The 20,951-nt window shown below is 69.2% G+C and carries 20 protein-coding genes, 1 tRNA gene and 1 pseudogene; 14 read left to right on the forward strand and 8 right to left on the reverse strand.

The window, feature by feature from the left end; translation table 11 throughout:
- The first annotated feature begins 152 nt into the window (after positions 1-152).
- Positions 153-905, forward strand: a complete 753-nt coding sequence (locus ABZ848_RS33220) for an MBL fold metallo-hydrolase (RefSeq protein WP_360837910.1) — start codon at positions 153-155, stop codon at positions 903-905.
- Between the two features lie 77 nt (positions 906-982).
- Here the strand turns inward: ABZ848_RS33220 and ABZ848_RS33225 are convergent, their stop codons facing one another.
- Both ABZ848_RS33225 and ABZ848_RS33230 read right to left on the reverse strand, forming a co-directional pair.
- Positions 983-2,233, reverse strand: coding sequence for a PTS transporter subunit EIIC (locus ABZ848_RS33225; RefSeq protein WP_360837912.1), 1,251 nt, complete (start codon positions 2,231-2,233; stop codon positions 983-985).
- 113 nt (positions 2,234-2,346) lie between these two features.
- Positions 2,347-3,639 carry a PTS transporter subunit EIIC gene (locus tag ABZ848_RS33230; protein ID WP_360837914.1) on the reverse strand — a complete coding sequence of 431 codons (1,293 nt, stop codon included), beginning with the start codon at positions 3,637-3,639 and terminating at the stop codon, positions 2,347-2,349.
- 126 nt (positions 3,640-3,765) lie between these two features.
- Here ABZ848_RS33230 and ABZ848_RS33235 point away from each other — a divergent pair, with 126 nt between their 5' ends.
- The 4 genes from ABZ848_RS33235 to rdgB all read left to right on the forward strand — a co-directional run bounded on the left by ABZ848_RS33235 (position 3,766) and on the right by rdgB (position 6,072).
- Positions 3,766-3,999, forward strand: a complete 234-nt coding sequence (locus ABZ848_RS33235; RefSeq protein ID WP_242773036.1) for a PTS glucose/sucrose transporter subunit IIB — start codon at positions 3,766-3,768, stop codon at positions 3,997-3,999.
- Positions 4,000-4,100: 101 nt separating this feature from the next.
- Positions 4,101-4,838, forward strand: a complete 738-nt coding sequence (gene rph / locus ABZ848_RS33240; protein ID WP_360837915.1) for a ribonuclease PH — start codon at positions 4,101-4,103, stop codon at positions 4,836-4,838.
- A gap of 144 nt (positions 4,839-4,982) precedes the next feature.
- The gene (locus ABZ848_RS33245; protein ID WP_360837916.1) at positions 4,983-5,396 is read left to right on the forward strand and encodes a hypothetical protein; all 414 of its coding nucleotides are present in this window, start codon (positions 4,983-4,985) and stop codon (positions 5,394-5,396) included.
- A gap of 73 nt (positions 5,397-5,469) precedes the next feature.
- The gene (gene rdgB / locus ABZ848_RS33250) at positions 5,470-6,072 is read left to right on the forward strand and encodes an RdgB/HAM1 family non-canonical purine NTP pyrophosphatase (RefSeq protein ID WP_360837918.1); all 603 of its coding nucleotides are present in this window, start codon (positions 5,470-5,472) and stop codon (positions 6,070-6,072) included.
- Between the two features lie 4 nt (positions 6,073-6,076).
- Here rdgB and ABZ848_RS33255 read toward each other — a convergent pair.
- Both ABZ848_RS33255 and bcp read right to left on the reverse strand, forming a co-directional pair.
- A tRNA-Leu gene (locus tag ABZ848_RS33255) sits at positions 6,077-6,163 on the reverse strand.
- A gap of 39 nt (positions 6,164-6,202) precedes the next feature.
- Complete coding sequence (bcp, locus tag ABZ848_RS33260; RefSeq protein ID WP_360837920.1) at positions 6,203-6,670, reverse strand: thioredoxin-dependent thiol peroxidase; 468 nt, start codon at positions 6,668-6,670, stop codon at positions 6,203-6,205.
- A 98-nt stretch (positions 6,671-6,768) separates the two neighbouring features.
- On the opposite strand from bcp, the gene ABZ848_RS33265 reads away from it, so the two are divergent.
- The 3 genes and pseudogenes from ABZ848_RS33265 to ABZ848_RS33275 all read left to right on the forward strand — a co-directional run.
- Positions 6,769-7,098: a DUF3618 domain-containing protein gene (locus ABZ848_RS33265; RefSeq protein ID WP_360837921.1), complete on the forward strand. Its 330-nt coding sequence runs from the start codon at positions 6,769-6,771 to the stop codon at positions 7,096-7,098.
- A 23-nt stretch (positions 7,099-7,121) separates the two neighbouring features.
- Entirely contained in the window at positions 7,122-7,481 is a 360-nt protein-coding gene (locus ABZ848_RS33270; RefSeq protein ID WP_242773052.1) for a co-chaperone GroES, read from the forward strand.
- 44 nt (positions 7,482-7,525) lie between these two features.
- A pseudogene (locus ABZ848_RS33275) lies at positions 7,526-7,651 on the forward strand (SMR family transporter); the annotation flags it as partial.
- Between the two features lie 24 nt (positions 7,652-7,675).
- Here the strand turns inward: ABZ848_RS33275 and ABZ848_RS33280 are convergent.
- On the reverse strand, positions 7,676-10,108 hold the full coding sequence (locus ABZ848_RS33280; protein ID WP_360837923.1) for a transglycosylase domain-containing protein: 2,433 nt from the start codon (positions 10,106-10,108) through the stop codon (positions 7,676-7,678).
- A gap of 213 nt (positions 10,109-10,321) precedes the next feature.
- On the opposite strand from ABZ848_RS33280, the gene ABZ848_RS33285 reads away from it, so the two are divergent.
- Genes ABZ848_RS33285 through ABZ848_RS33300 form a run of 4 tightly spaced genes read left to right on the forward strand, consistent with a single transcriptional unit; the run spans position 10,322 to position 13,795 of the window.
- Entirely contained in the window at positions 10,322-11,122 is an 801-nt protein-coding gene (locus tag ABZ848_RS33285) for an ABC-2 family transporter protein (RefSeq protein ID WP_360837924.1), read from the forward strand.
- Positions 11,115-11,936: an ABC transporter permease gene (locus ABZ848_RS33290; RefSeq protein WP_360837926.1), complete on the forward strand. Its 822-nt coding sequence runs from the start codon at positions 11,115-11,117 to the stop codon at positions 11,934-11,936. The genes ABZ848_RS33285 and ABZ848_RS33290 overlap by 8 nt, the downstream gene beginning before the upstream one ends.
- Positions 11,937-11,956: 20 nt before the next feature.
- Positions 11,957-12,928 (forward strand): ATP-binding cassette domain-containing protein, encoded by a 972-nt coding sequence (locus ABZ848_RS33295; protein ID WP_360837928.1) that lies wholly within the window; start codon positions 11,957-11,959, stop codon positions 12,926-12,928.
- A 33-nt stretch (positions 12,929-12,961) separates the two neighbouring features.
- Positions 12,962-13,795 (forward strand): DUF1707 domain-containing protein, encoded by an 834-nt coding sequence (locus ABZ848_RS33300; RefSeq protein ID WP_360837930.1) that lies wholly within the window; start codon positions 12,962-12,964, stop codon positions 13,793-13,795.
- Between the two features lie 24 nt (positions 13,796-13,819).
- On the opposite strand, the gene ABZ848_RS33305 is transcribed toward ABZ848_RS33300, so the two are convergent.
- On the reverse strand, positions 13,820-15,154 hold the full coding sequence (locus tag ABZ848_RS33305; RefSeq protein WP_360837932.1) for an SGNH/GDSL hydrolase family protein: 1,335 nt from the start codon (positions 15,152-15,154) through the stop codon (positions 13,820-13,822).
- Between the two features lie 187 nt (positions 15,155-15,341).
- Between ABZ848_RS33305 and ABZ848_RS33310 the strand changes: the two genes are divergently transcribed.
- Both ABZ848_RS33310 and ABZ848_RS33315 read left to right on the forward strand, forming a co-directional pair.
- Complete coding sequence (locus tag ABZ848_RS33310; protein ID WP_360837934.1) at positions 15,342-16,682, forward strand: DUF445 domain-containing protein; 1,341 nt, start codon at positions 15,342-15,344, stop codon at positions 16,680-16,682.
- 100 nt (positions 16,683-16,782) lie between these two features.
- Entirely contained in the window at positions 16,783-18,321 is a 1,539-nt protein-coding gene (locus tag ABZ848_RS33315; protein ID WP_360837935.1) for an MFS transporter, read from the forward strand.
- A gap of 579 nt (positions 18,322-18,900) precedes the next feature.
- On the opposite strand, the gene ABZ848_RS33320 is transcribed toward ABZ848_RS33315, so the two are convergent.
- Positions 18,901-20,361 carry an alginate lyase family protein gene (locus ABZ848_RS33320; protein ID WP_360837937.1) on the reverse strand — a complete coding sequence of 487 codons (1,461 nt, stop codon included), beginning with the start codon at positions 20,359-20,361 and terminating at the stop codon, positions 18,901-18,903.
- A gap of 93 nt (positions 20,362-20,454) precedes the next feature.
- Positions 20,455-20,757 (reverse strand): hypothetical protein, encoded by a 303-nt coding sequence (locus ABZ848_RS33325; protein WP_360837939.1) that lies wholly within the window; start codon positions 20,755-20,757, stop codon positions 20,455-20,457.
- Positions 20,758-20,951 lie beyond the last annotated feature (194 nt).

Below are 20,951 nucleotides of genomic sequence, written 5' to 3' on the forward strand. Positions count from 1 at the left end.
GCTTCCAGCCGAACCGGTGACACCACAGGTGAGTTCGCCCACAACAGCCCCTGGCGGAGGAGCGACGGGGGGTTTTGCGCCTTACGCTCGACGGACCGCACGACCCCCGTCTCCTTCCCGGAAAAGTTCCCGCCAGCGGAGGTTTCTGCTTCATGAAGCTCACCGTCGTCGGTTGCTCGGGGTCGTTCCCGTCCGCGGAATCGGCCTGCTCGAGCTACCTCGTAGAGGCCGACGGCTTCCGGCTGCTTCTCGACATGGGCAACGGTGCCCTTGGCGAGCTGCAGCGCCACTGCGGTCTCTACGACCTCGACGCGATCTTCCTCAGCCATCTGCACGCCGACCACTGCATCGACATGTGCGCGTACTTCGTCGCGCGCTACTACCGCCACGACGGCGGCCGCTGCGACCCGATCCCGGTCTACGGCCCCGAGGGCACCGAACACCGCCTGACCACGGCCTACGCCGACACCCCCACCGCCTCGTCCATGAGCGAGGTCTTCGACTTCCACACGGTCAAGCCGTCCACGTTCGAGGTCGGCCCCTTCACCGTGCACACGGAGCGGGTGGCGCACCCGGTGGAGGCGTACGGCATCCGCGTCGAGCACGCCGGCAAGTCGCTGACGTACTCCGGGGACACCGGAGTGAGCGAGGCCCTGACCGAACTCGCCCGTGACACCGACCTGTTCCTGTGCGAGGCCGCGTTCACCCACGGCAAGGAGAACATCCCCGACCTCCACCTCAACGGCCGCGAGGCGGGCGAGACGGCGACCCGTGCGGGCGCCCGCCGTCTGCTCCTCACCCACATCCCCCCGTGGACCGACCCGCAGGTCAACCTCGTGGACGCGCGCGAGGTGTACGCGGGGCCGGTGGAACTGGCGGCGCCGAGGCGGTCGTACGAGATCTGACGCCTTGCCCTGACGTTTACGACGCCGACGGCCCCCGGAGCTCTGCTGCTCCGGGGGCCGTCGTCACGCCGTACGCCTCACGCCTTGGTGAGGTCCTCGACCTCCTCCTCGGGCTCGCGGCCGGGGGTGGGGAGGTTCCACTTGGCTATCGCGAAGCGGAAGACGAAGTAGTAGATCGCACCGAAGACCAGACCGATCGGAATGATCAGCCAGGGCTTGGTGGCGAGGTTCCAGTTGAGGCCGTAGTCGATCGCGCCGGCCGAGAAGGTGAAGCCCGCGTGCACACCCAGGGCCCAGGTGACCGCCATGGACAGGGCGGTGAGCACCGCGTGGATCCCGTACAGCACGGGGGCGATGAACATGAACGAGAACTCGATCGGCTCGGTCACACCGGTCACGAACGAAGTGAGCGCGAGGGAGATCATCATGCCCATCACGGCCTTGCGGCGCTCGGGACGAGCGGAGTGCGCGATAGCGATCGCGGCGGCCGGCAGACCGAACATCATGATCGGGAAGAAGCCGGACATGAACTGACCGGCGGTCGGGTCACCGGCGAAGAAACGGGTCAGGTCGCCGTGCACGACGGCACCCGTGGCGTCCTTGAAGTCACCGATCTGGAACCAGGCGACCGAGTTGACGAACTGGTGCATGCCGATCGGGATCAGACCACGGTTGATCAGACCGAACAGTCCGGCGCCGAAGGCCCCGAGACCGGTGATCCACTCGCCGACATTCGAGATGCCCTCACCGATCGGCTTCCAGACCAGGCCGAAGAAGACACCCATGGCGGTGCCGACGAACGCCATGATGATCGGCACCAGACGGCGGCCGTTGAAGAAGCCGAGCCAGTCCACCAGCTGCTTGCGGTGGTAGCGCTGCCAGAGCACCGCCGACAGCAGACCCATGATGATGCCGCCGAGCACCCCGGGGTTGTTGTAGGTCGCGGCTACGTCCGCGCCCTTCAGGATCTTCGCGTCGGTGACCGGGAAGGCCTTGAGCACGTTGCTGTAGACCAGGAAGCCGACGAGCGCCGCCAGCGCGGTCGAGCCGTCCGACTTCTTGGCGAAGCCGATCGCCACGCCGATACAGAACAGCAGCGGCAGGTTGTCGAAGATCGCGCCGCCCGCCGTGGCGAAGACCGCCGTGACCTTGTCGGGCAGGTGCAGCTTGTCGTGGATGTCGGTCTGCCCGAGCCGCAGCAGGATGCCGGCCGCCGGAAGCACGGCGATCGGGAGCTGCAGGCTGCGTCCTACCTTCTGCAGGCCCTGGAACAGGCCGGGTCCCCACTTCTTCGTGGGGGCCGCCGTGGGCGCGGTGGCGGTGCTCATAGACTTCCTCCATCGGGTGGTGGTCTACACCACTCAGTGGTGTAGACCTGTTGTACACGATGGAGGCCGATATAAGGAACCCGTCAATTCCGCAACCGCGGAGCTACGCAGGGTCAGGCCTTGGTGACGTCCTCGCGCTCCTCCTCCGGCTCCCGGCCGGGCGTCTTCAGATCGAATCTCGTGATCGCGAAACGGAAGATGACGTAGTAGACGACCGCGAAGCACAAGCCGATCGGAATGATCGCCCAGGGTTTCGTCGCGAGGTTCCAGTTGATGATGTAGTCGATCAGCCCGGCGCTGAAGCTGAAGCCGTCGTGCACGCCCAGGCCCCAGGTCACCGCCATCGACACGCCCGTCAGCAGCGCGTGGATCGCGTACAGCAGCGGCGCGATGAACAGGAACGAGTACTCGATCGGTTCCGTGATGCCGGTGACGAACGACGTCAGCGCGACCGACAGCATCAAGCCGCCGACCTCTTTGCGACGGCTCGGCTTGGCGCAGTGCGTGATCGCGAGCGCAGCCGCCGGGAGCGCGAACATCATGATCGGGAAGAACCCGGACGTGAACTGACCCGCGTTCGGATCGCCCGCCAGGAACATGTTGATGTCACCGTGCACCACCGACCCGTCCGGCTTCGTGAAGCTGCCGAACTGGAACCAGATGGGCACGTTCAGGAACTGGTGCAGGCCCACGACGAGCAGCGCGCGGTTGGCGACGCCGAACACGCCCGCGCCCCAAGCACCCAGATCGCTCAGCCAGTTGGAGAAACTCTCCAGCCCGTCACCGATCGGCGGCCAGATCCACAGACACAGCGCCGCGAACACGATCGCGACGAACGCCATGATGATCGGGACCAGCCGCCGCCCGTTGAAGAAGCCGAGCCAGTCCACCAGCTTCGTGCGGTGGAAACGCACCCAGAAGAAGGCCGCCAGCAGCCCCATCACGATGCCGCCGAAGACCCCCGGATTCTGGTACGAGAACGCCGTCACCGTTCCGTCCGCGGCCTGGCAGCCGATGTCCGGGAGCGCCTTCGCCCCGCCGGTGCAGTCCTTCGGGAACTGGTGCAGCACGCTGTAGTAGACGAGGAACCCGGCCACCGCGGCGAGCGCCGTCGAGCCGTCCGACTTCTTCGCCATCCCGATCGCCACGCCGATGCAGAACAGCAGCGGCAGCCCGAGCGACCCGTCGAGGAGCGCCCCGCCCGCGCCGTCCATGACCTTCGAGACGTTCGTCCACCCCAGCCCGTCGTCCCCGAACACATCAGGCTGGCCGAGCCGGTTGAGGATGCCCGCGGCCGGCAGCACGGCGATCGGCAACTGCAGACTTCGGCCCATCTTCTGCAGGCCCTGGAACGCCGACTGCCACCGCCGGCGCTCGGGAGGGGTCTCGGTGGTGTCCGCGCTCATCAGTTGGCGACCGCCCGTCAGGTGGTGTAGACCAGTTACGACGATTGGGATGCTGTGACGTCAGCTTTCGGTACGCGCGGCGCAATCGCTCGTGAAGTTGGGCCAACTGTGCATGAGGAGAGCGAAATGGCCAGCAAGGCAGAGAAGATCGTCGCCGGGCTCGGTGGCATCGAGAACATCGAAGAGGTCGAGGGCTGCATCACCCGCCTGCGTACCGAGGTCGTCGACGCCGGCAAGGTCGACGAGGCCGCCCTCAAGGCCGCGGGCGCACACGGCGTCGTCAAGATGGGCACCGCCATCCAGGTCGTCATCGGCACGGACGCCGACCCCATCGCGGCGGAGATCGAAGACATGATGTGAGGCAGGGATCCGGGGGGTTCGAACGCCTCGCGGTTCACCCTTGAGGGCCCCTTCCCACCACGGGAGGGGCCCTTTCCGTATGTGCCGATAGGCTCGACGGCATGTCTCGAATCGACGGCCGCACCCCCGAACAACTCCGCCCGATCACCATCGAACGCGGCTGGAGCAAGCACGCCGAAGGCTCCGTCCTCGTCTCCTTCGGCGACACCAAGGTCTTCTGCACCGCCTCCGTGACCGAAGGCGTCCCCCGCTGGCGCAAGGGCAGCGGCGAGGGCTGGGTCACCGCCGAGTACTCCATGCTGCCCCGCGCCACCAACACCCGCGGCGACCGCGAGTCCGTCCGCGGCAAGATCGGCGGCCGTACGCACGAGATCTCCCGCCTCATCGGCCGCTCCCTGCGCGCGGTCATCGACTACAAGGCGCTCGGCGAGAACACGATCGTCCTCGACTGCGACGTCCTGCAGGCCGACGGCGGCACGCGTACGGCGGCGATCACCGGCGCGTACGTGGCACTCGCCGACGCGGTCGCCTGGGCGCAGGGCAAGAAGCTGATCAAGGCCGGCCGCCAGCCGCTGACCGGCACGGTCTCGGCGGTCTCCGTCGGCATCGTCGGCGGAGTCCCGCTCCTGGACCTCTGTTACGAGGAGGACGTCCGCGCCGACACCGACATGAACGTCGTCTGCACCGGCGACGGCCGCTTCGTCGAGGTGCAGGGCACGGCGGAGGCGGAGCCGTTCGCACGCGAGGAGCTGAACGCGCTGCTCGACCTGGCGGTGACCGGCTGCTCGGAACTCGCTGTCATCCAGAGCAAGGCCCTTGATACGGTCCTCGAAAAGTAAAGGGCGCACCAAGAAAAGGCGGCCGGCGGGGCAACCCCCGACACCTTCGGGGGCGTCCCTATGAATGCGGGCGCACGGCACACCACCGTGCGCCCGACCAGTACGGGGGGCCTTTTCGGGCCTGGACAGGGAGGAACCACAGTCATGGCCGGGAACGCGAACCGGGGCCGCCGTCGTCGCCGTATCGCCACCACTCTCGCCGCACTCGCGGCAGTCGGCCTGACGGCCGGTCTCACCGCCGGCTGCGACGCCGTCGACAAGGCCCTGGACTGCGTCCAGACCGCCGACACCATCGCCGACAGCGTCACCGCGCTCCAGCAGGCGGCGGAGAACGCGGCGAACGACCCGACCCAGCTCGACGAGTCCCTCGCCTCGATCGACAAGAACCTCGACAAGATCGGCGACAAGACCGACAACGCCGACGTCAACAAGGCGGTCGACGACCTGGACAAGGCGGTCTCCAACGTCCGCACGTCGATCAAGAACGGCGACAACACCCCGGACATCAGCCCGGTGACGGACGCGGCGGGGGAGCTGACGAAGGTCTGCACGTCGTAGGAACGGGAAGCGGGGGGTCGGAGAACGGGAAGCGGGGGCCGGACCGGTCCGGGCCCATGAATACTCTGGGCCCATGACCCGCTTGATCCTCGCCACCCGTAACGCCGGAAAGATCACCGAGCTCAGGGCGATCCTCGCCGACGCCGGACTCGCCCATGAGCTGGTCGGCGCGGAGGCCTATCCGGACATCCCCGACGTCAAGGAAACAGGGGTGACGTTCGCCGAGAACGCGCTGCTGAAGGCCCATGCCCTCGCCCGGGCAACCGGTCTCCCGGCCGTCGCCGACGACTCCGGCCTCTGCGTCGACGTCCTCAACGGCGCCCCCGGCATCTTCTCCGCCCGCTGGGCCGGCCGCCACGGCGACGACAAGGCCAACCTGGACCTCCTCCTGGCCCAGCTCGCCGATATCGCCGACGAACACCGCGCGGCCCACTTCGCCTGCGCGGCAGCCCTCGCCCTGCCGGACGGCACGGAACGGGTCGTGGAGGGCCAACTCCGAGGCGTACTCCGCCACACCCCCACCGGCACGAACGGCTTCGGCTACGACCCGATCCTCCAGCCGGAGGGCGAGTCCCGAACCTGCGCCGAACTGACCCCGGCCGAGAAGAACGCGATCAGCCACCGGGGCAAGGCGTTCCGGGCACTGGTGCCGGTGGTGCGGGAGCTGTTGGGCTGAGCATTGGTGCGGCCGGAGGGACTCGAACCCTCACGGGAGTTACCCCACTGGGACCTAAACCCAGCGTGACTGCCAATTCCACCACGGCCGCCTGAGACTGCCCGGCCATGCTACTGGCCGGGCAGTGCCGTCAGATCCCCAGGTCCTTGATGATCTTTGCCACGTGGCCCGTCGCTCGGACGTTGTAGAGGGCCCGTTCGACCTTGCCCTCCTCGTCGACCACGATCGTGGAGCGGATCACGCCCATGTACGTCTTGCCGTAGTTCTTCTTCTCGCCGTACGCGCCGTACGCCTCCGTGACCTTCTTGTCGGGGTCGGCGGCGAGGGTGACCTTCAGGGACTCCTTCTCGCGGAACTTCGCCAGCTTCTCCGGGGTGTCGGGGGAGATGCCGATGACGTCGTAGCCGGCGCCGGCCAGGACGTCGAGGTTGTCCGTGAAGTCGCAGGCCTGCTTGGTGCAGCCGGGCGTGAGGGCCGCCGGGTAGAAGTAGACGATGACCTTGCGGCCCTTGTGGGCCGAGAGGGACACGTCGTTGCCGTCGGCGTCCGGGAGGGTGAAGTCGGGGGCCACGTCCCCGGGCTGGAGTCGCTCGCTCATCGGACCAGCGTAACCGGGGGTCCTGACAGTGCGGGCGCGGCAGGAACTGACAGACTGTCCAGAACACCACACCATCGCCTGACTTCGGAGGCCCCACCGTGGCGGACACGTCGGACACCAGAACCCCGGCGCAGATCGAGGCGGACATCAGGCGCCGCCGCGACGTGCTGGCCGAGACCCTCGACGAGATCGGTGTGCGCGTGCACCCGAAGACGATCGTCGGCGACGCCAAGGCCAAGGTCGTGTCCAATATCGATCACACGCTCGGGCGGGCGTACGTCGGCGTCAACAAGGCCGTCAGCGATGTGAAGGCCCAGTTCGTGGACGAGGAGGGCGCGCCGAGGCTGGAGCGGATCGTGCCGGTCGCGCTGGTCGTGGTCGGGGTCGTGGGGCTGATCGCCTTCGGTACCCGGCGGCGCAAGAGCTGAATGAGAGCTGTAGGTTCGAGGTCGTGAGCGCCAACAGAAACGAGCACAGCGGCAGCCAGCACGACAAGTTGCCCATCCGGATGCTGCACGACCGGGTTCTGGTCAAGCAGGAGACCGGTGAGGGTGAGCGGCGGTCCGGCGGGGGCATCCTGATTCCCGCCACCGCGGCGGTCGGGCGGCGGCTGGCCTGGGCCGAGGTCGTCGCCGTCGGGCAGAACGTCCGTACCGTCGAGCCCGGCGACCGCGTCCTGTTCGACCCGGAGGACCGTGCCGAGGTCGAGGTGCGGGGCGTGGCGTACGTGCTCATGCGCGAGCGCGACCTGCACGCCGTGGCCGCCGACCGCTTCGAGGGGTCCGAGGACACGACGGGCCTGTACCTCTGATTCAACGGTTCAAAAGGGCTGGTGACCATCGTCACCGGCCCTTTTTGTCGCTGTACCGGGTGATGAAGTCCCTTCCCATCGGTACCGCCTACGGCGTCTGGGTCGGGATCGGGGCCGACGGGGTGGCGGTGCTCGGCATGGTGGGGCTGAAGGCGACCTCCGGGCGTTGAGGGGTCACTGGCCTCTCGGGCCGCTCATTGTCTGCGGCTCGTCGACTGCGGGCCCGCCGTGCCCGCCGTCGTGCCTCCCGTGTCCGTCCCGGTCGTGCTGCCGGTCGTGCCTCCCGTGGTCCCAGCCGTGGTGTCCCCGGTCGTGCCGCCCGTCGTCGTACCGGCGCTCGTGTCACCCGTCGTACCACCGGTCGTCGTACCGCCCGTGGTCGTGTCGCCCGTGGTCCCGCCGGTCGTGTCGCCGCCGGTCGCGGTGGTCGTCCCGCCCGTCGTCGTACCGCCGTTGTCCTGGCCCTGGGTCGGGCCCTGGTTGGCCTGGCCGCCGTCCGTGGTCGCGCCGCCGTTGTCCTGGCCGCCGGGGCCGGGCTGGGTCGGCTCGACGCTCGGCGGCGCGGTCTGCTCGGCGCCCGCCTGGAGCTGCAGGTCGAAGTCGCTTACCGGCTTCCCCTTCAGCGCGGCCTTGGTGTACTGCGCCCAGATCTGGGCCGGCGGGCCACCGCCGTTGACGCGCTCCAGGCCCATCGCGCCGTACAGCGGCTCGTGCTGGGCGGTCACCGGGTTCTGGCCCATGACCGAGACGACGGTCGCGAGGTCGGGGGTGTAGCCCGCGAACCAGGCCGCCTTGTCGTCCTCCGCCGTGCCGGTCTTGCCGGCGGCGGGGCGGCCCGCGGCCTGGGCTGCGGTGGCCGTGCCGTTCTCGACGACGCTCTGCAGGATCGACGTCGTGGTGTCGGCGGCCTCCCGGCTGACGGCCTGGTCACCGGTGCTCTTCGGCAGCTCCATGACGTCCTTGCCGTCCTTGGTGACCGAGTCGATCATCGTGTACGTGCCGTGCTTGCCGTGGTTGGCGAGCGTCGCGTACGCCTCCGCCATGTCGAGGACGCTCGCGGTGTTCACGCCGAGCGCGATGGAGGGCGTCGCGGTCAGGTCGGGGGTGTCGGAGGGGATGCCGAGGCTGATCGCGGTCTGCTTGACCTTCTCGGGGCCGACGTCCACCGCCATCTGCGCGTACACCGCGTTGACCGACTTGTCGGTGGCGGTACGCACCGTGATGTTCCCGTACGACGCCTGGTCCTCGTTCTCCGGCGCGTACGTGCCGCCGGACCAGCCCTGCACGGGGCGCTTGTTGGTGCCGTCGTAGTACGTGTTCGGCGTGATGGTCTCGCCGTCCTGAGTCTCCGAGTGGTTCTGGACGGCCGAGGTGAACACGAAGGGCTTGAAGGTGGAGCCGACCTGGAAGTCGCCGCGGGTCGCGCCGTTCGTGTACTGCTTGACGTAGTCGATGCCGCCGTACATCGCGACGACCTTGCCGGTCTTCGGGTCGACCGAGGCGCCGCCCGCGCGGACGTAGTTGTCGACCTTGCGGTTCTTCTTGTCGAGCTTGTCCATCACCTGGTCGTTCACCGCCTTCACGAAGGCGTCCTGCTTGCTCTTGTCCAGGGTGGTGGTGATGCGGTAGCCGCCGCGGGCGAGCTCGTCGCTGGTGACGATCTTGTTGGTGGTGAGGTAGTCCTTCACCGCCTGCACGATGTAGCCGCGCTGCCCGGACATGCCGGTGGAGACGGTCTGCTCCTTCGGCATCGGGAACTTCAGACCGGCCCGCTTGCTCTCGCTCAGCCAGCCCTTCTTGACCATGCCGTCCAGGACGTAGTTCCAGCGGGCCACGGCCGCCGTCTTGTTCTCCGGGTGGGCGACGACGTCGTACTCGCTCGGCGCGTTCACCAGCGCGGCGAGGTAGGCGGCGTGCGCCGGGTCGAGGTCGGTGGCGTCCATGCCGTAGTAGGCCTGGGCGGCGGCCTGGATGCCGTACGCGTTGCGGCCGAAGTAGCTGGTGTTGAGGTAGCCCTCCAGGATCTCGTCCTTGGACTTCTCGCGGTCCAGCTTGATCGAGATGAAGAACTCCTTCACCTTGCGGGTGACGGTCTGTTCCTGCGCCAGGTAGTAGTTCTTGACGTACTGCTGGGTGATCGTCGAGCCGGACTGCTTGCCCTTGCCGGTCGCGGTGTTCCAGCCGGCCCGCAGCATCGCCTTGGGGTCGATCGCGGACTCGGTGTAGAAGTCCCGGTCCTCGGCGGCCAGTACGGCGTGCTGGGCGTCCTTGGAGACCTGCGCGAGGGTCACGTTCTCCCGGTTGATCTCGCCGTCGCGGGCGATCTGGGAGCCGTCCGCGTACAGGTAGACGTTGGCCTGCTTGGTGGCGAGCGCGTTGGCAGGCGGGATCTGCACCATCGAGTAGCCGAGGAAGAACAGGCCGATCAGCAGCAGTATCCCGACCACGAAGGTGCCCAGCACCATGCGCCAGGTCGGGATGATCCGCCGCCAGCCCGTGCGCCCCGGCCGCTTCGGCTTCTTGCCGCCGGGTTCCCCGGGTCCACCCGGCACGGCGGGTCCCTGCGGTTCCCTCGGCGCCCAGCCCTCCGGCCGGGGTGCCTGCTGCGGCTGCGACTCGTCGCTCATGTCGTGCACGGACTCCTGTTTTACGTGACTTCTGTGCCGTACGTTCCCGTACGCCCTCGTACGCCTTCTGCGCCCCCTCTTGAAGACTCTCGCACCAAGCGTTCCGTTCCCGGATCACGGCACGCTTCGGGTTCCGAAAATGCGTGGCGTGCGTCACTGGCCGGGCAGTAGGCTCCTGCGCTTCGGTGTCGGCGGGCCGAGGAGGGCTGTGGTGTGGGCGCGGGACGGTTGTACGTCACCGTCGCGGCGGGCGGATTCAGACGGTACGCGACGTATCGGGCGGCGACGGCGGCGGGGGTGTTCACCAACACCGTCTTCGGGGTGATCCTCGTCTACACGTATCTCGCGCTGTGGGACGAGAAGCCGCACCTCGGCGGGTACGACCAGGCGCAGGCCGTCACTTACGTGTGGCTGGGCCAGTGTCTGTACGCGACCCTCGCCATCCAGGGCGGCGGCGCCGAGAAGGACCTGATGGACCGCATCCGCACGGGCGAGATCGCCGTCGACCTGTACCGGCCGGCCGACCTCCAACTGTGGTGGCTGGCGAGCGACTTGGGGCGCTCGCTGTTCCAGCTCCTGGGCCGGGGCGTGATCCCGTTCGCGTTCGGCGCGCTGTTCTTCCCGATGGCCCTGCCGGTCGGGGCCGGCCCGTGGCTGGCCTGTCTGGTCGCGCTGCTGCTCGCGATGGTGGTCAGTTTCGCGATCCGCTACCTGGCCGCGCTGAGCGTGTTCTGGCTGCTGGACGGCATGGGTGTCTCGCAGGCCGTGATGATCGCCGGGGTGTTCTTCTCCGGCATAGTGCTGCCGCTCAACGCGTTCCCGGGCGCCTTCGGCGACCTCGTGCAGGTGCTGCCGTGGGCGGCGCAGATCCAGATGCCCGCGGACGTGCTGATGGGCGAGATCGACCCGTGGCGGGCGTTCGCCTTCCAGGCGGCGTGGGCGCTCGTACTGCTGGCGGCCGGGCGGCTGCTGCAGTCGGCGGCGACCCGGCGGGTGGTGGTCCAGGGTGGGTGAGCGCGGCAGGCTCTCCGAAGGACTGCGGGCCTACTGGCTGATCGCCGGGATGTGGGTGCGGTCCGCCATGACCTATCGCGCCTCCTTCGTCGTCACGATGTGCGGCAACGGACTGATGACCGCCATGGACTTCGTCGCGATCCTGCTGATGTACGCGCAGATCGACTCGCTGGGCGGCTGGACGCTGCCCGAAGTCGCCTTCCTGTACGGCCTGTCGGCGACCGCGTTCGGAATCGCCGACCTGGTGCTCGGCTCGATGGACGTGCTGGGCTCCCGGATCCGCGACGGCTCCTTCGACACGCTTCTCGTACGACCCGCGCCGGTGCTCGCGCAGATCGGCGCCGACCGCTTCGCGGTGCGCCGGCTGGGCCGGATCACCCAGGGCGGGGCGGTACTTGGCTGGGCCCTGACCGCCGTGGACGTCGACTGGACCCTGCCGAAGGTGCTGCTGGTGCCGGTGATGCTGGTCAGCGGCGCGGCGATCTTCTGCTCCCTGTTCGTGGCGGGCGCGGCCTTCCAGATACTGGCGCAGGACGCGTCCGAGGTGCAGAACGCCTTCACCTACGGCGGTACGACACTGCTGCAGTACCCGCCGACCGTGTTCGGCAAGGACCTGGTGCGCGGGGTGACCTTCATGCTCCCGCTCGCCTTCGTCAACTGGGTGCCCGCCTCCTACGTGTTGGGGCGGCCGTACCCGCTGGACCTGCCCGAGTGGGCGGCCTTCGCACCGCCGCTGGTGGCCGCGGCGTGCTGCGCGCTGGCCGGGCTCGCGTGGCGGGCGGGGCTCGGGGCGTATCGGAGTACGGGGAGTTAGCGATGGACGGGGAGTCGGCGATGGGCGCCTTCATTGAACTCGACCGCGTCGAGAAGGTCTTCGAGGTCCGCAAGAAGGCGGGCTTCCTGAAACGGGAGCGGCGGCAGGTACGGGCGGTCGACTCGATCTCCTTCACCGTGGCGCGCGGCGAGATGGTCGGCTACATCGGGCCGAACGGCGCCGGGAAGTCGACGACGATCAAGATGCTGACGGGCATCCTGACGCCGAGCGCGGGCCGGCTGCGGGTAGCGGGCATCGACCCCTCCCGCGAGCGGACGCGGCTCGCGCACAGGATCGGGGTGGTGTTCGGACAACGTACGACTTTGTGGTGGGACCTGCCGCTGATCGACTCGTACAAGCTGATGCACCGCATGTACCGCATCCCGGACGGGCGTTACCGCGAGAACCTGGAGCGGTGTGTCGAACTCCTTGAACTGGGCGAGCTGTTGGACGTCCCGGTCCGCCAACTCTCCCTGGGCCAGCGGATGCGGGGGGACATCGCGGCGGCGCTGCTGCACGAGCCCGAGGTGCTGTACCTGGACGAGCCGACGATCGGGCTGGATGTGATTTCGAAGGCCAAGGTGCGGGGTTTTCTGCGGGAGTTGAATGATGAGCGCGGCACGACGGTGCTCCTGACGACCCACGACCTCCAGGACATCGAGCAGCTCTGCTCCCGGGTGATGGTCATCGACCACGGGCGGCTCATGTACGACGGTGCGCTCGCCGGGATGCACGAGGTGGGGGAGAGCGAGCGGACGCTGGTGGTGGACCTGGAGCGGGAGCTGCCGCCGATCGACGCGGCGCCCGCGCGGGTGGTGAGGGTGGAGGGGCCGAGGCAGTGGCTGGCGTTCCCGGCGGCCGAGTCGGCGGCGCCGCTGGTGGCGCGGATCGCGGCGGAGTATCCGTTGGCGGACCTCTCCGTACGGGAGCCGGACATCGAGGCGGTGATCGCCAAGATGTATGTGGAACAGGCCGAGAAAGCGGTCTCGTAGCCTCCTGCCGGGGGAACTCGTACGCTGCTGTACATGACCGACGACGCAGACGCAGTCCCGGAACTCCGCGCATCCGACGCCGACCGTGAGCGAGTCGCCGAGGTCCTGCGGGACGCCCTCGCCGAGGGGCGTCTCGACATGGAGGAGTTCGAGGAGCGGCTGGAGGCCACGTACAAGGCCCGGACGTACGGCGAACTGACGCCGATCACCCGGGACCTGCCGGCCGCCGGGGTGGTCGTACCCCCCATCTCGCTGGTCAAGGAGCCGGTGGCGAGCGGGAGTTGGGCGAGCCGGATCACCGGCGGCGAGGGCTCCTCGACATGGGCCGTCGCCGTGATGTCCGGGTTCCAGCGCAAGGGGCGGTGGACCGTGCCGAAGCAGTTCAACTGCTTCGCGTTCTGGGGCGGCGGCGAGATCGACCTGCCCGAGGCGAACTTCGCGGACCACGAGGTCGAGATCAACTGCGTCGCCATCATGGGCGGGATGAACATCATCGTGCCGCCCGGCGTCGAGGTCGTGGTGCGCGGCATCGGGATCATGGGCGGCTTCGACCACAGCGAGGAGGGCGTGCCGCCGGAGCCGGGCGCGCCGCGGGTGATCGTGAACGGGTTCGCCTTCTGGGGCGGGGTCGGCGTGGAGCGCAAGCTCACCAAGGAGGAGCGCCGCCGCCTGAAGGAGGAGCGGCGGCAGGGGAAGCTGGACCGCAAGGCCTCGATGCGGGAGCTCCAGGAGGACTACCGCGAGGACATGATGGACGCCCACCGCCGCATGCTCGAGGGCCACCGGGACCTGCTGCGGGAGCGGCACGAGGAACGGCGTGAGCGGCACCGGGAGCGCAGGAACCGGCGGCGGTACGACGACTACTGAGCCGGTGGCATGGCTGCGGGTCGGCTACAGCTCCGCCGGTGCCGAGCCCTTCAGGTTCTTCAGGTCGAAGACGGCCGCCATCCGCGCGTAGCCCTTGTCGCTGGGGTGCAGATGGTCGCCCGAGTCGTAGTCGGCGCGCAGCTTGCGCGGGTTGTACGGGTCCCTCAGCGCCTTGTCGAAGTCGACCACCGCGTCGTACACCCGGCCCGAGCGGATCTCGGCGTTCACCTGTTCCCGTACCGCCTCGCGGGCCTGGCTGTAGCCGCGGTGGCCCTGGAAGGGCATGAGGGTCGCGCCGACGACCTTGATGCCGTGGGCGTGGGCCTGGCGGACCAGGGTGCGCAGACCGGCGACGATCCTGTCGGGGTCGGCTAGCTGCGGGTTGCGCAGGATGTCGTTGACGCCGAGGTCGATGATCACGACCTTGACGTTCGTACGGGAGAGGACGTCACGGGAGAAGCGGCTCAGGCCGCTCTGGTTGTCGGCGGGGCGGCCGAGGCCGTTGGCCAGGACCTGGTTGCCGCTGATGCCCTGGTTGACGACGCTGTAGCGGGGCAGGTCCCGGCCCGACTCGACCGCGGTGCGCAGCCGCTGCGAAAGGACGTCCGGCCAGCGGTGGTTGGCACCCTGCGTGGACGTGATCCCGTCGGTGAGCGAGTCGCCGAACGCGACCACCGTGCCGTCGGCGTCATGGCTGAGCAGGTCGACCGCGGTGACGTACCGCCAGAACGGTGTCTGCTCGGTGTACCCGGCGCCGGTCACGTCCTCGGTGAGGTCGCCCTGGGCGACGTACGAGATCTGGCGGGCTCGCGGGTGGTAGGTGACCGGGCCGGACGCGGTGGGGGAGTACGTGGTGACCAGGACGTCGCTGCCCTGCGGGACGACGATCCGGACCGCGTCGCTGAGGATCTGCCGGCCGGCCGGGATGACGACCGTGGTGTTGCCGTTGAAGGTCAGCCGCCGCATGGTGTCGGCGGTGGCGACCGCGGTGTCGGCGGCGGCCGCCACGGCGATCGACGCGTGCGTGATGGTCAGCGCCGACTGGCCGTAGAGGTTCGAGAGGGTGATACGGGCGCTGGTGCCGCCCACGCTCATGTGCACGACGTTGCGGACCGAGCGGCCGGCCATCCCGGTCGTCTCGGTGCCGGGCTCGGCGCCCGCCGGGGACGCGGACCAGGCGCCGACCCAGATGCCGGTGGAGGCGGGGGCGGCGGGGTTGCGCGCGGCACCGCCGCTGCCGAGGGCGTTGGTGCTGGTGGTGCCGTCGTCGGCCGCGACGCCGACGTATATAGCTGCGGAAAGGCCCACGATCAGGGCGATGATCGCGGAAAGCAGGGCATAACCGTTTCGCCTGGTCATGCGGTGCGGGTCTCCTCGGGCGAGTGGGAGCCCGAGGCTCCGAAGTGATCATCCCAATGATGCTTCATGGGATGAGGGGTAGTTGAACAGGACCCCCCATTGGGTCACCGGAGTTCGCGAGAGCTTCCCCCTCCGGACAGACGCCGGGAACTCTTGTTCCGTTCCAGGAGTCGGTCAGGAAGGGACAATGTGTGCAGGGGATCACGATCGGGTGGAGTGGATGGAACGTACGAATCCAGACAAAGCCTCCTCAGCTGTGCGTGCGATGACGACCTTCAGCGCCGCCGACCTGGAGAAGCAGCGCGGGGTGCGGCGGATGAAGCTCACGGCCACGGGGCTGCTGCTGTTCGTGGCGCTGGTGTACGTCCTGGCCAAGTGGGCGGACAACTCCGGCGCCGGCGCCTGGGCCGGGTACGTCGCCGCGGCGGCCGAGGCCGGCATGGTCGGCGCGCTCGCCGACTGGTTCGCGGTCACGGCGCTGTTCCGGCGGCCGCTCGGGCTCCCGATCCCGCACACCGCGATCATCCCGACGAAGAAGGACCAGCTGGGGATCTCGCTGGGGGAGTTCGTCGGCGAGAACTTCCTGTCCCAGGATGTCGTACGGCAGCGGCTGCGGGCGGTGGGCATCGGGAGCCGGCTCGGCGCGTGGCTCGCCGAGCCCGAGCGCGCGGACCGGGTGACCGCCGAGCTGTCGGCCGCGCTGCGGGGCGCGTTGACCGTGCTGCGGGACTCGGACGTGCAGGCCGTGGTGGGGGAGGCGATCACCCGGCGGGCCGACGCGCAGGAGATCGCGCCGGGCATAGGGAAGATGCTGGAGAAGATCGTCGCCGACGGTGGTCATCGGCGGGTGGTCGATCTCGTCGTCACTCGTGCGCACGACTGGCTCGTGTGGCACGACGACGAGATCATGAACGCCGTGCAGGGCGGAGCGCCGGGGTGGACGCCGCGGTTCGTGGACAAGCGGGTCGGGGAGCGGGTCTACAAGGAGCTGCTGCGGTTCGTGACCGAGATGCGGGACATGCCGACGCATCCTGCGCGCGGGGCGCTGGACCGGTTCCTGAAGGACTTCGCGTCCGACCTCCAGTCCGACACGGACACGCGGGTGCGGGTCGAACGGCTCAAGGGTGAGGTCCTCGGGCGGGGCGAGGTGCAGGACCTGATCGCGTCCGCCTGGACGTCGGTGCGGTCGATGATCGTGTCCGCGGCGGAGGACGAGCGCAGTGAGCTGCGGCTGCGGGTGCGGGCCTCGCTGCTGTCGCTGGGGGCGCGGATGGCTGTCGAGCCGAAGCTGCAGGGGAAGGTCGACGGGTGGGTGGAAGGGGCGGCGGTGTACGTCGTCACGACCTACCGGAAGGAGATCACCTCGCTGATCACCGACACGGTGGCGGGCTGGGACGCCGAGCACACGACCCGGAAGATCGAGGCTCACATCGGGCGTGACCTGCAGTTCATCCGGATCAACGGCACGGTGGTGGGGTCGCTGGCGGGGTTGTTGATCTATACGGTCTCGCGGGTTCTGGGGGCGTAGGCGGTCTGGGCCGGGCACTGGAGCGGGGGCGTAGGGCGGTCGGGGCCGGGCACTCGGGCGGGGTTCGCTCGACGCGGTTCGCTCGAAGAGGAGTGTGCCTATGACCACCGCGCAGGCCGACACCGGCCGTACCGTGACCACGAACATCCCGGCCAGGCTCGACCGGCTGCCCTGGTCGCGCTGGCACTGGACGATCGTCATCGGGCTCGGCACCGTGTGGATCCTCGACGGCCTGGAGGTCACGGTCGTCGGGAACATCGCGAGTCGGTTGTCGGAGCCGGGGAGCGGGTTGCCGATCAGCTCGGGGCAGATCACCGGTATCGCGGCCGCGCTGTATGTGGCCGGGGCGTGTGTCGGTGCCCTGTTCTGGGGGCGGCTGACCGACAAGTGGGGCCGTAAGCGGCTGTTCATGATCACGCTGGGGGTGTATCTGGCGGCCACCGCGCTGACCGCGGTGTCGTTCTCGTCGTGGTGGTTCTTCACGTTCCGGTTTCTGACCGGGTTCGGGATCGGGGGCGAGTACGCGGCGATCAACTCCGCGATCGACGAGCTGATTCCGGCGTTCTACCGGGGCCGGGTGGACCTGATCATCAACGGGAGCTTCTGGCTGGGGGCGGTGGGGGGTTCGCTGCTGTCGATCGTCGCGCTGAACACGGACGTATTCCCCGCGGATGTCGGCTGGCGGCTGACGTTCGCGCTGGGGGCGGTGCTGGCTCTGGTGATCCTTCTCGTACGACGGCATGTTCCGGAGAGTCCGCGGTGGCTGTTGATCCACGGGAGGGAGCGGGAGGCCGAGGAGATCGTGGGGTCGATCGAGGAGACTGTGGAGGCGCAGAAGGGGGAGGCTCTCGCGGTGCCGGAGGGGGAGATCACGATCCATCAGCGCCGGAGTGTCAGCTTCGCGGAGATCGCGCGGACGCTGTTCGCCGACTACCGCAAGCGGTCCGTGCTGGGGTTCTCGCTGTTCATCGGACAGGCGTTCCTGTACAACGCGATCACGTTCGGCTTCGGCGCGATCCTGACCAAGTTCTTCGATGTGCCGAGCGGGAACACGGGGTACTACTTCGCGGTCATCGCGGTCGGGAACTTCTGCGGGCCGCTGCTGCTGGGGAAGCTGTTCGACACGGTGGGGCGGCGGGTGATGATCTCGGGTACGTATCTGCTGTCGGGGCTGTTGCTGTTCGGTACGGCGTGGTTGTTCGACCGGGGGTCGTTGAACGCGGCGACGATGACGGCGTGTTGGTGTGCGGTTCTGTTCTTCGCGTCGGCGGGGGCGTCGAGTGCGTATCTGACGGTCTCGGAGGTCTTCCCGATGGAGACGCGGGCGATGTCGATCGCGTTCTTCTACGCGCTGGGTACGGCGGCGGGCGGTATCAGCGGGCCGCTGCTGTTCGCGGACCTCACGGGGACGGGGAAGGTGGCGGACACGGTCCTCGCCTTCCAGATCGGGGCGGCGCTGATGTGCGCGGCGGGGCTGGTGGCGGCGGTGCTGGCGGTACGGGCGGAGCGGCGGTCACTGGAGGACATCGCCCGGCCGCTCACGGCGGTGGGGGCGAAGGCGCGGGCTTCTGCGGCGGGGTCGGGGTCGGGGTCGGGGTCGGGGTCGGGGGCGAAGGGGTCCCGGCCGGCTGCGGCGTAGTGGCGCGCCGGGGGTGCGTTGTGGGTCGGGGTCGTGGGGGTACGGCGAACCCGTCGCCCACGGTCTCACTGTCTCCTCGAGAGGCGAACGAGCCCGACTGCGATGTACGCGACGGGTTACGCCGCACCCCCACGACCCACTCCCGCGCGTGGACGGCCGCGGGACGGTGGCTCCGGCCCACTGCGGCGCGGGGGCGGCTGCGGGGCGGTGGCTCCGGCCCACTCCGGCGCGCGGGAGGCTGCGGGCCGCCGTATCGCCGGGCGCGTGCACGCCCTCAGGGGCGCGGGGAACTGCGCGACGAGCCACGACGAACCGGCAGCCGCTCTTCGACCTGTCGTGGCACTCTCGTAGGCTGCTCTCCGACCTGTGCGGGGGCGGCGCCGGGCGCGTGTACGTGCCTCAGGGGCGCGGGGAACTGCGCGACCAGCCACGACGAACCGGCAGCCGCTCTACGACCTGTCGCGGCACCCTCGTACGCTGCTCTCCGCCCCGTGCGTGTACGTGCCTCAGGGGCGCGGGGAACTGCGCGACCAGCCACGACGGACCCGCAGCCGCCCCACCACCTGCCGCGGCACCCTCCTACTCCGCGCTGCCCCGCCGCATCCGCTCCCGTCGGCGCAGCAGAAGCACGCCCCCGGCGACCGTCGTGATCCCGGCCGCCGCTGCCCAGCCGACCACGTCACTGGAACCCGTGGCCGCAAGGTCGTTGCCGCTGCCGGCGGGCGAAGAGGACACGGGCGTGCTGTCGGCCGACTGCGGGCGGGCATCCGCACTCGTCGGCGCCGGAGAAGCAGTCGCCGTCGGTGTCGTCGACCTGTCCCGGGTGAACGCGAGCGTGCCGAAGCCCAGTTGGTCGTAGCCGCCGCTGTTGGGGCCGTAGTCCCCGCCACCCCCCTCGGGCGCCGACTTGGCCGTGATCTGGGTGAGGTAGGTCGCGGGCAGCGCTCGGCGTTTCGTGTAGTGGTTGGAGATCATGGCCCATATGGGCCGGGTCATCGCCGGGTCGACAGGGGCCGCGGCGGTGGCCGTCTCCGACCCCGACCAGCCACCGATCGCGCCCTTGCGGCGGGTGTTCGCCGTGTAGTCGACCTTCCCGCCCATGCTCCACTTGGCAACGTACTGCGCGCCCTTGAGGAAACGGCTGTCGTCGTAGCCGTAAAGGTCGATCCCCTGGTTCCACGCCATCTCGCAGAACGTGCCCATGAGGCCGACGCCGAGGAGCGCGTGCCCTTGGTCACGGCCCGCCTCCAGCCACTCGCCGAGCCCGTCGTCGTACACGACCGGGATCGCGTTCTTGATCGAGCCGAGCCCCTCGCCGTGCTTGAAGTAGTCGACCGCGCGGGCCACTTGGGCCTTGTCGTCGCAGAAGATGCCCGTCGCCAGGAGGCACGCCATCGCGCAAAGGTCCCAGTTGGTCCAGTAGTTGGTGACGACGGCGTTGTTGTGGTGGACCAGGAAGTCGTCGCTGAGCGGGGCGAAGACCTTGCTGAGCATCTCCTGGAAGCGGGCGAGGTCGAAGTCGCCGTGGTCGCGGACGAGTTCGGCGGCGTTGGCGAACTGGTAGCCGTAGAGCCCCGCGGCCAGAAAGCGGTCGGCGCTGCCGGCGACGGCCGTGAGCTTGGCCGACCACGCGTTGAGGATCGCGACCGCCGTGTCGGCGTGGGCGCTGTCGCCGCCGACGTGGTAGCGCAGGGCGTTCTGGTAGGCGGCGTGGATGTCGTTGTAGAGGGTCGCGTAGTTCTGCGGGCTGCCCGCGCCGCGGTAGACCGTGGCCTGCGGGTTGGCCGTCCAGCCCGCCTGCGCATGGCGGTTGGCGGTCAGCTTGGCGTAACCGGCCGTGTAGGGCGCCGCGTTCGCCTTCACCTTGGCGGCCATGCGGGTGAGGTCGGTACGGGTGTGCAGCAGCCCGGGGTGCGCGAAGCCGCCTGTCGCCGCCTGCGCGGGCGCAGCAACGACGGCACCCCCGACACCGACGGCCCCTGCTGCCACGCCGGTGGCCTTGAGCAAGGTGCGGCGGCTGATCTGTCCTGTCACATGCATGCCACGGAGACGTGCGAAGGCACAGCCGATAACAAAAACTGGAGCCGCCGTGCCGCAGACGACCAACAACTCAGCGCGGCCCAACCGGCGGAGCTACCCGCGTCGGTCCGCCACCGCCCACGAAGCCAGCGCCACCGCACCCGCCACCCCGAACACGGCCGGCCAGGCACCCACCTTCTTCGCGAGCGGATGCGACCCCGCGAAGGCCGCGACGTACGTGGCCGTCAGCGCCCCGGCCGCCTTCCCACCCGCCCGCTGCCGCCACTGCTGCGCGGCCGCGGCCCCCGCGACGGCGAGCACGGCCCCGCCCAGCTGCCGCTTCTTCGTCCACCGAGCCACGCCGTACCCACCGACGAGCCCGGTCGCCGCGACCACCGCACTGGGAACCCTGGCCATGCCTGCCTCCTACCGCCCGCTTTGACCGTTGCGCCCGAGGTTAACGCCGGCACACCGACCCCGACCAAACATGAGTCGAGGACTGTCAAGTCTCGCCGGCGCCGAATTCACTGGCGTCGACGGCCGGGCTGGGCCACTCTGACCGCGGCGCTCAGATCACCGCAGCCGGAGCCCACCCGCCCCCCACGGAGCTG

Source organism: Streptomyces sp. NPDC047081 (assembly GCF_040643775.1).
Classification (GTDB): domain Bacteria; phylum Actinomycetota; class Actinomycetes; order Streptomycetales; family Streptomycetaceae; genus Streptomyces.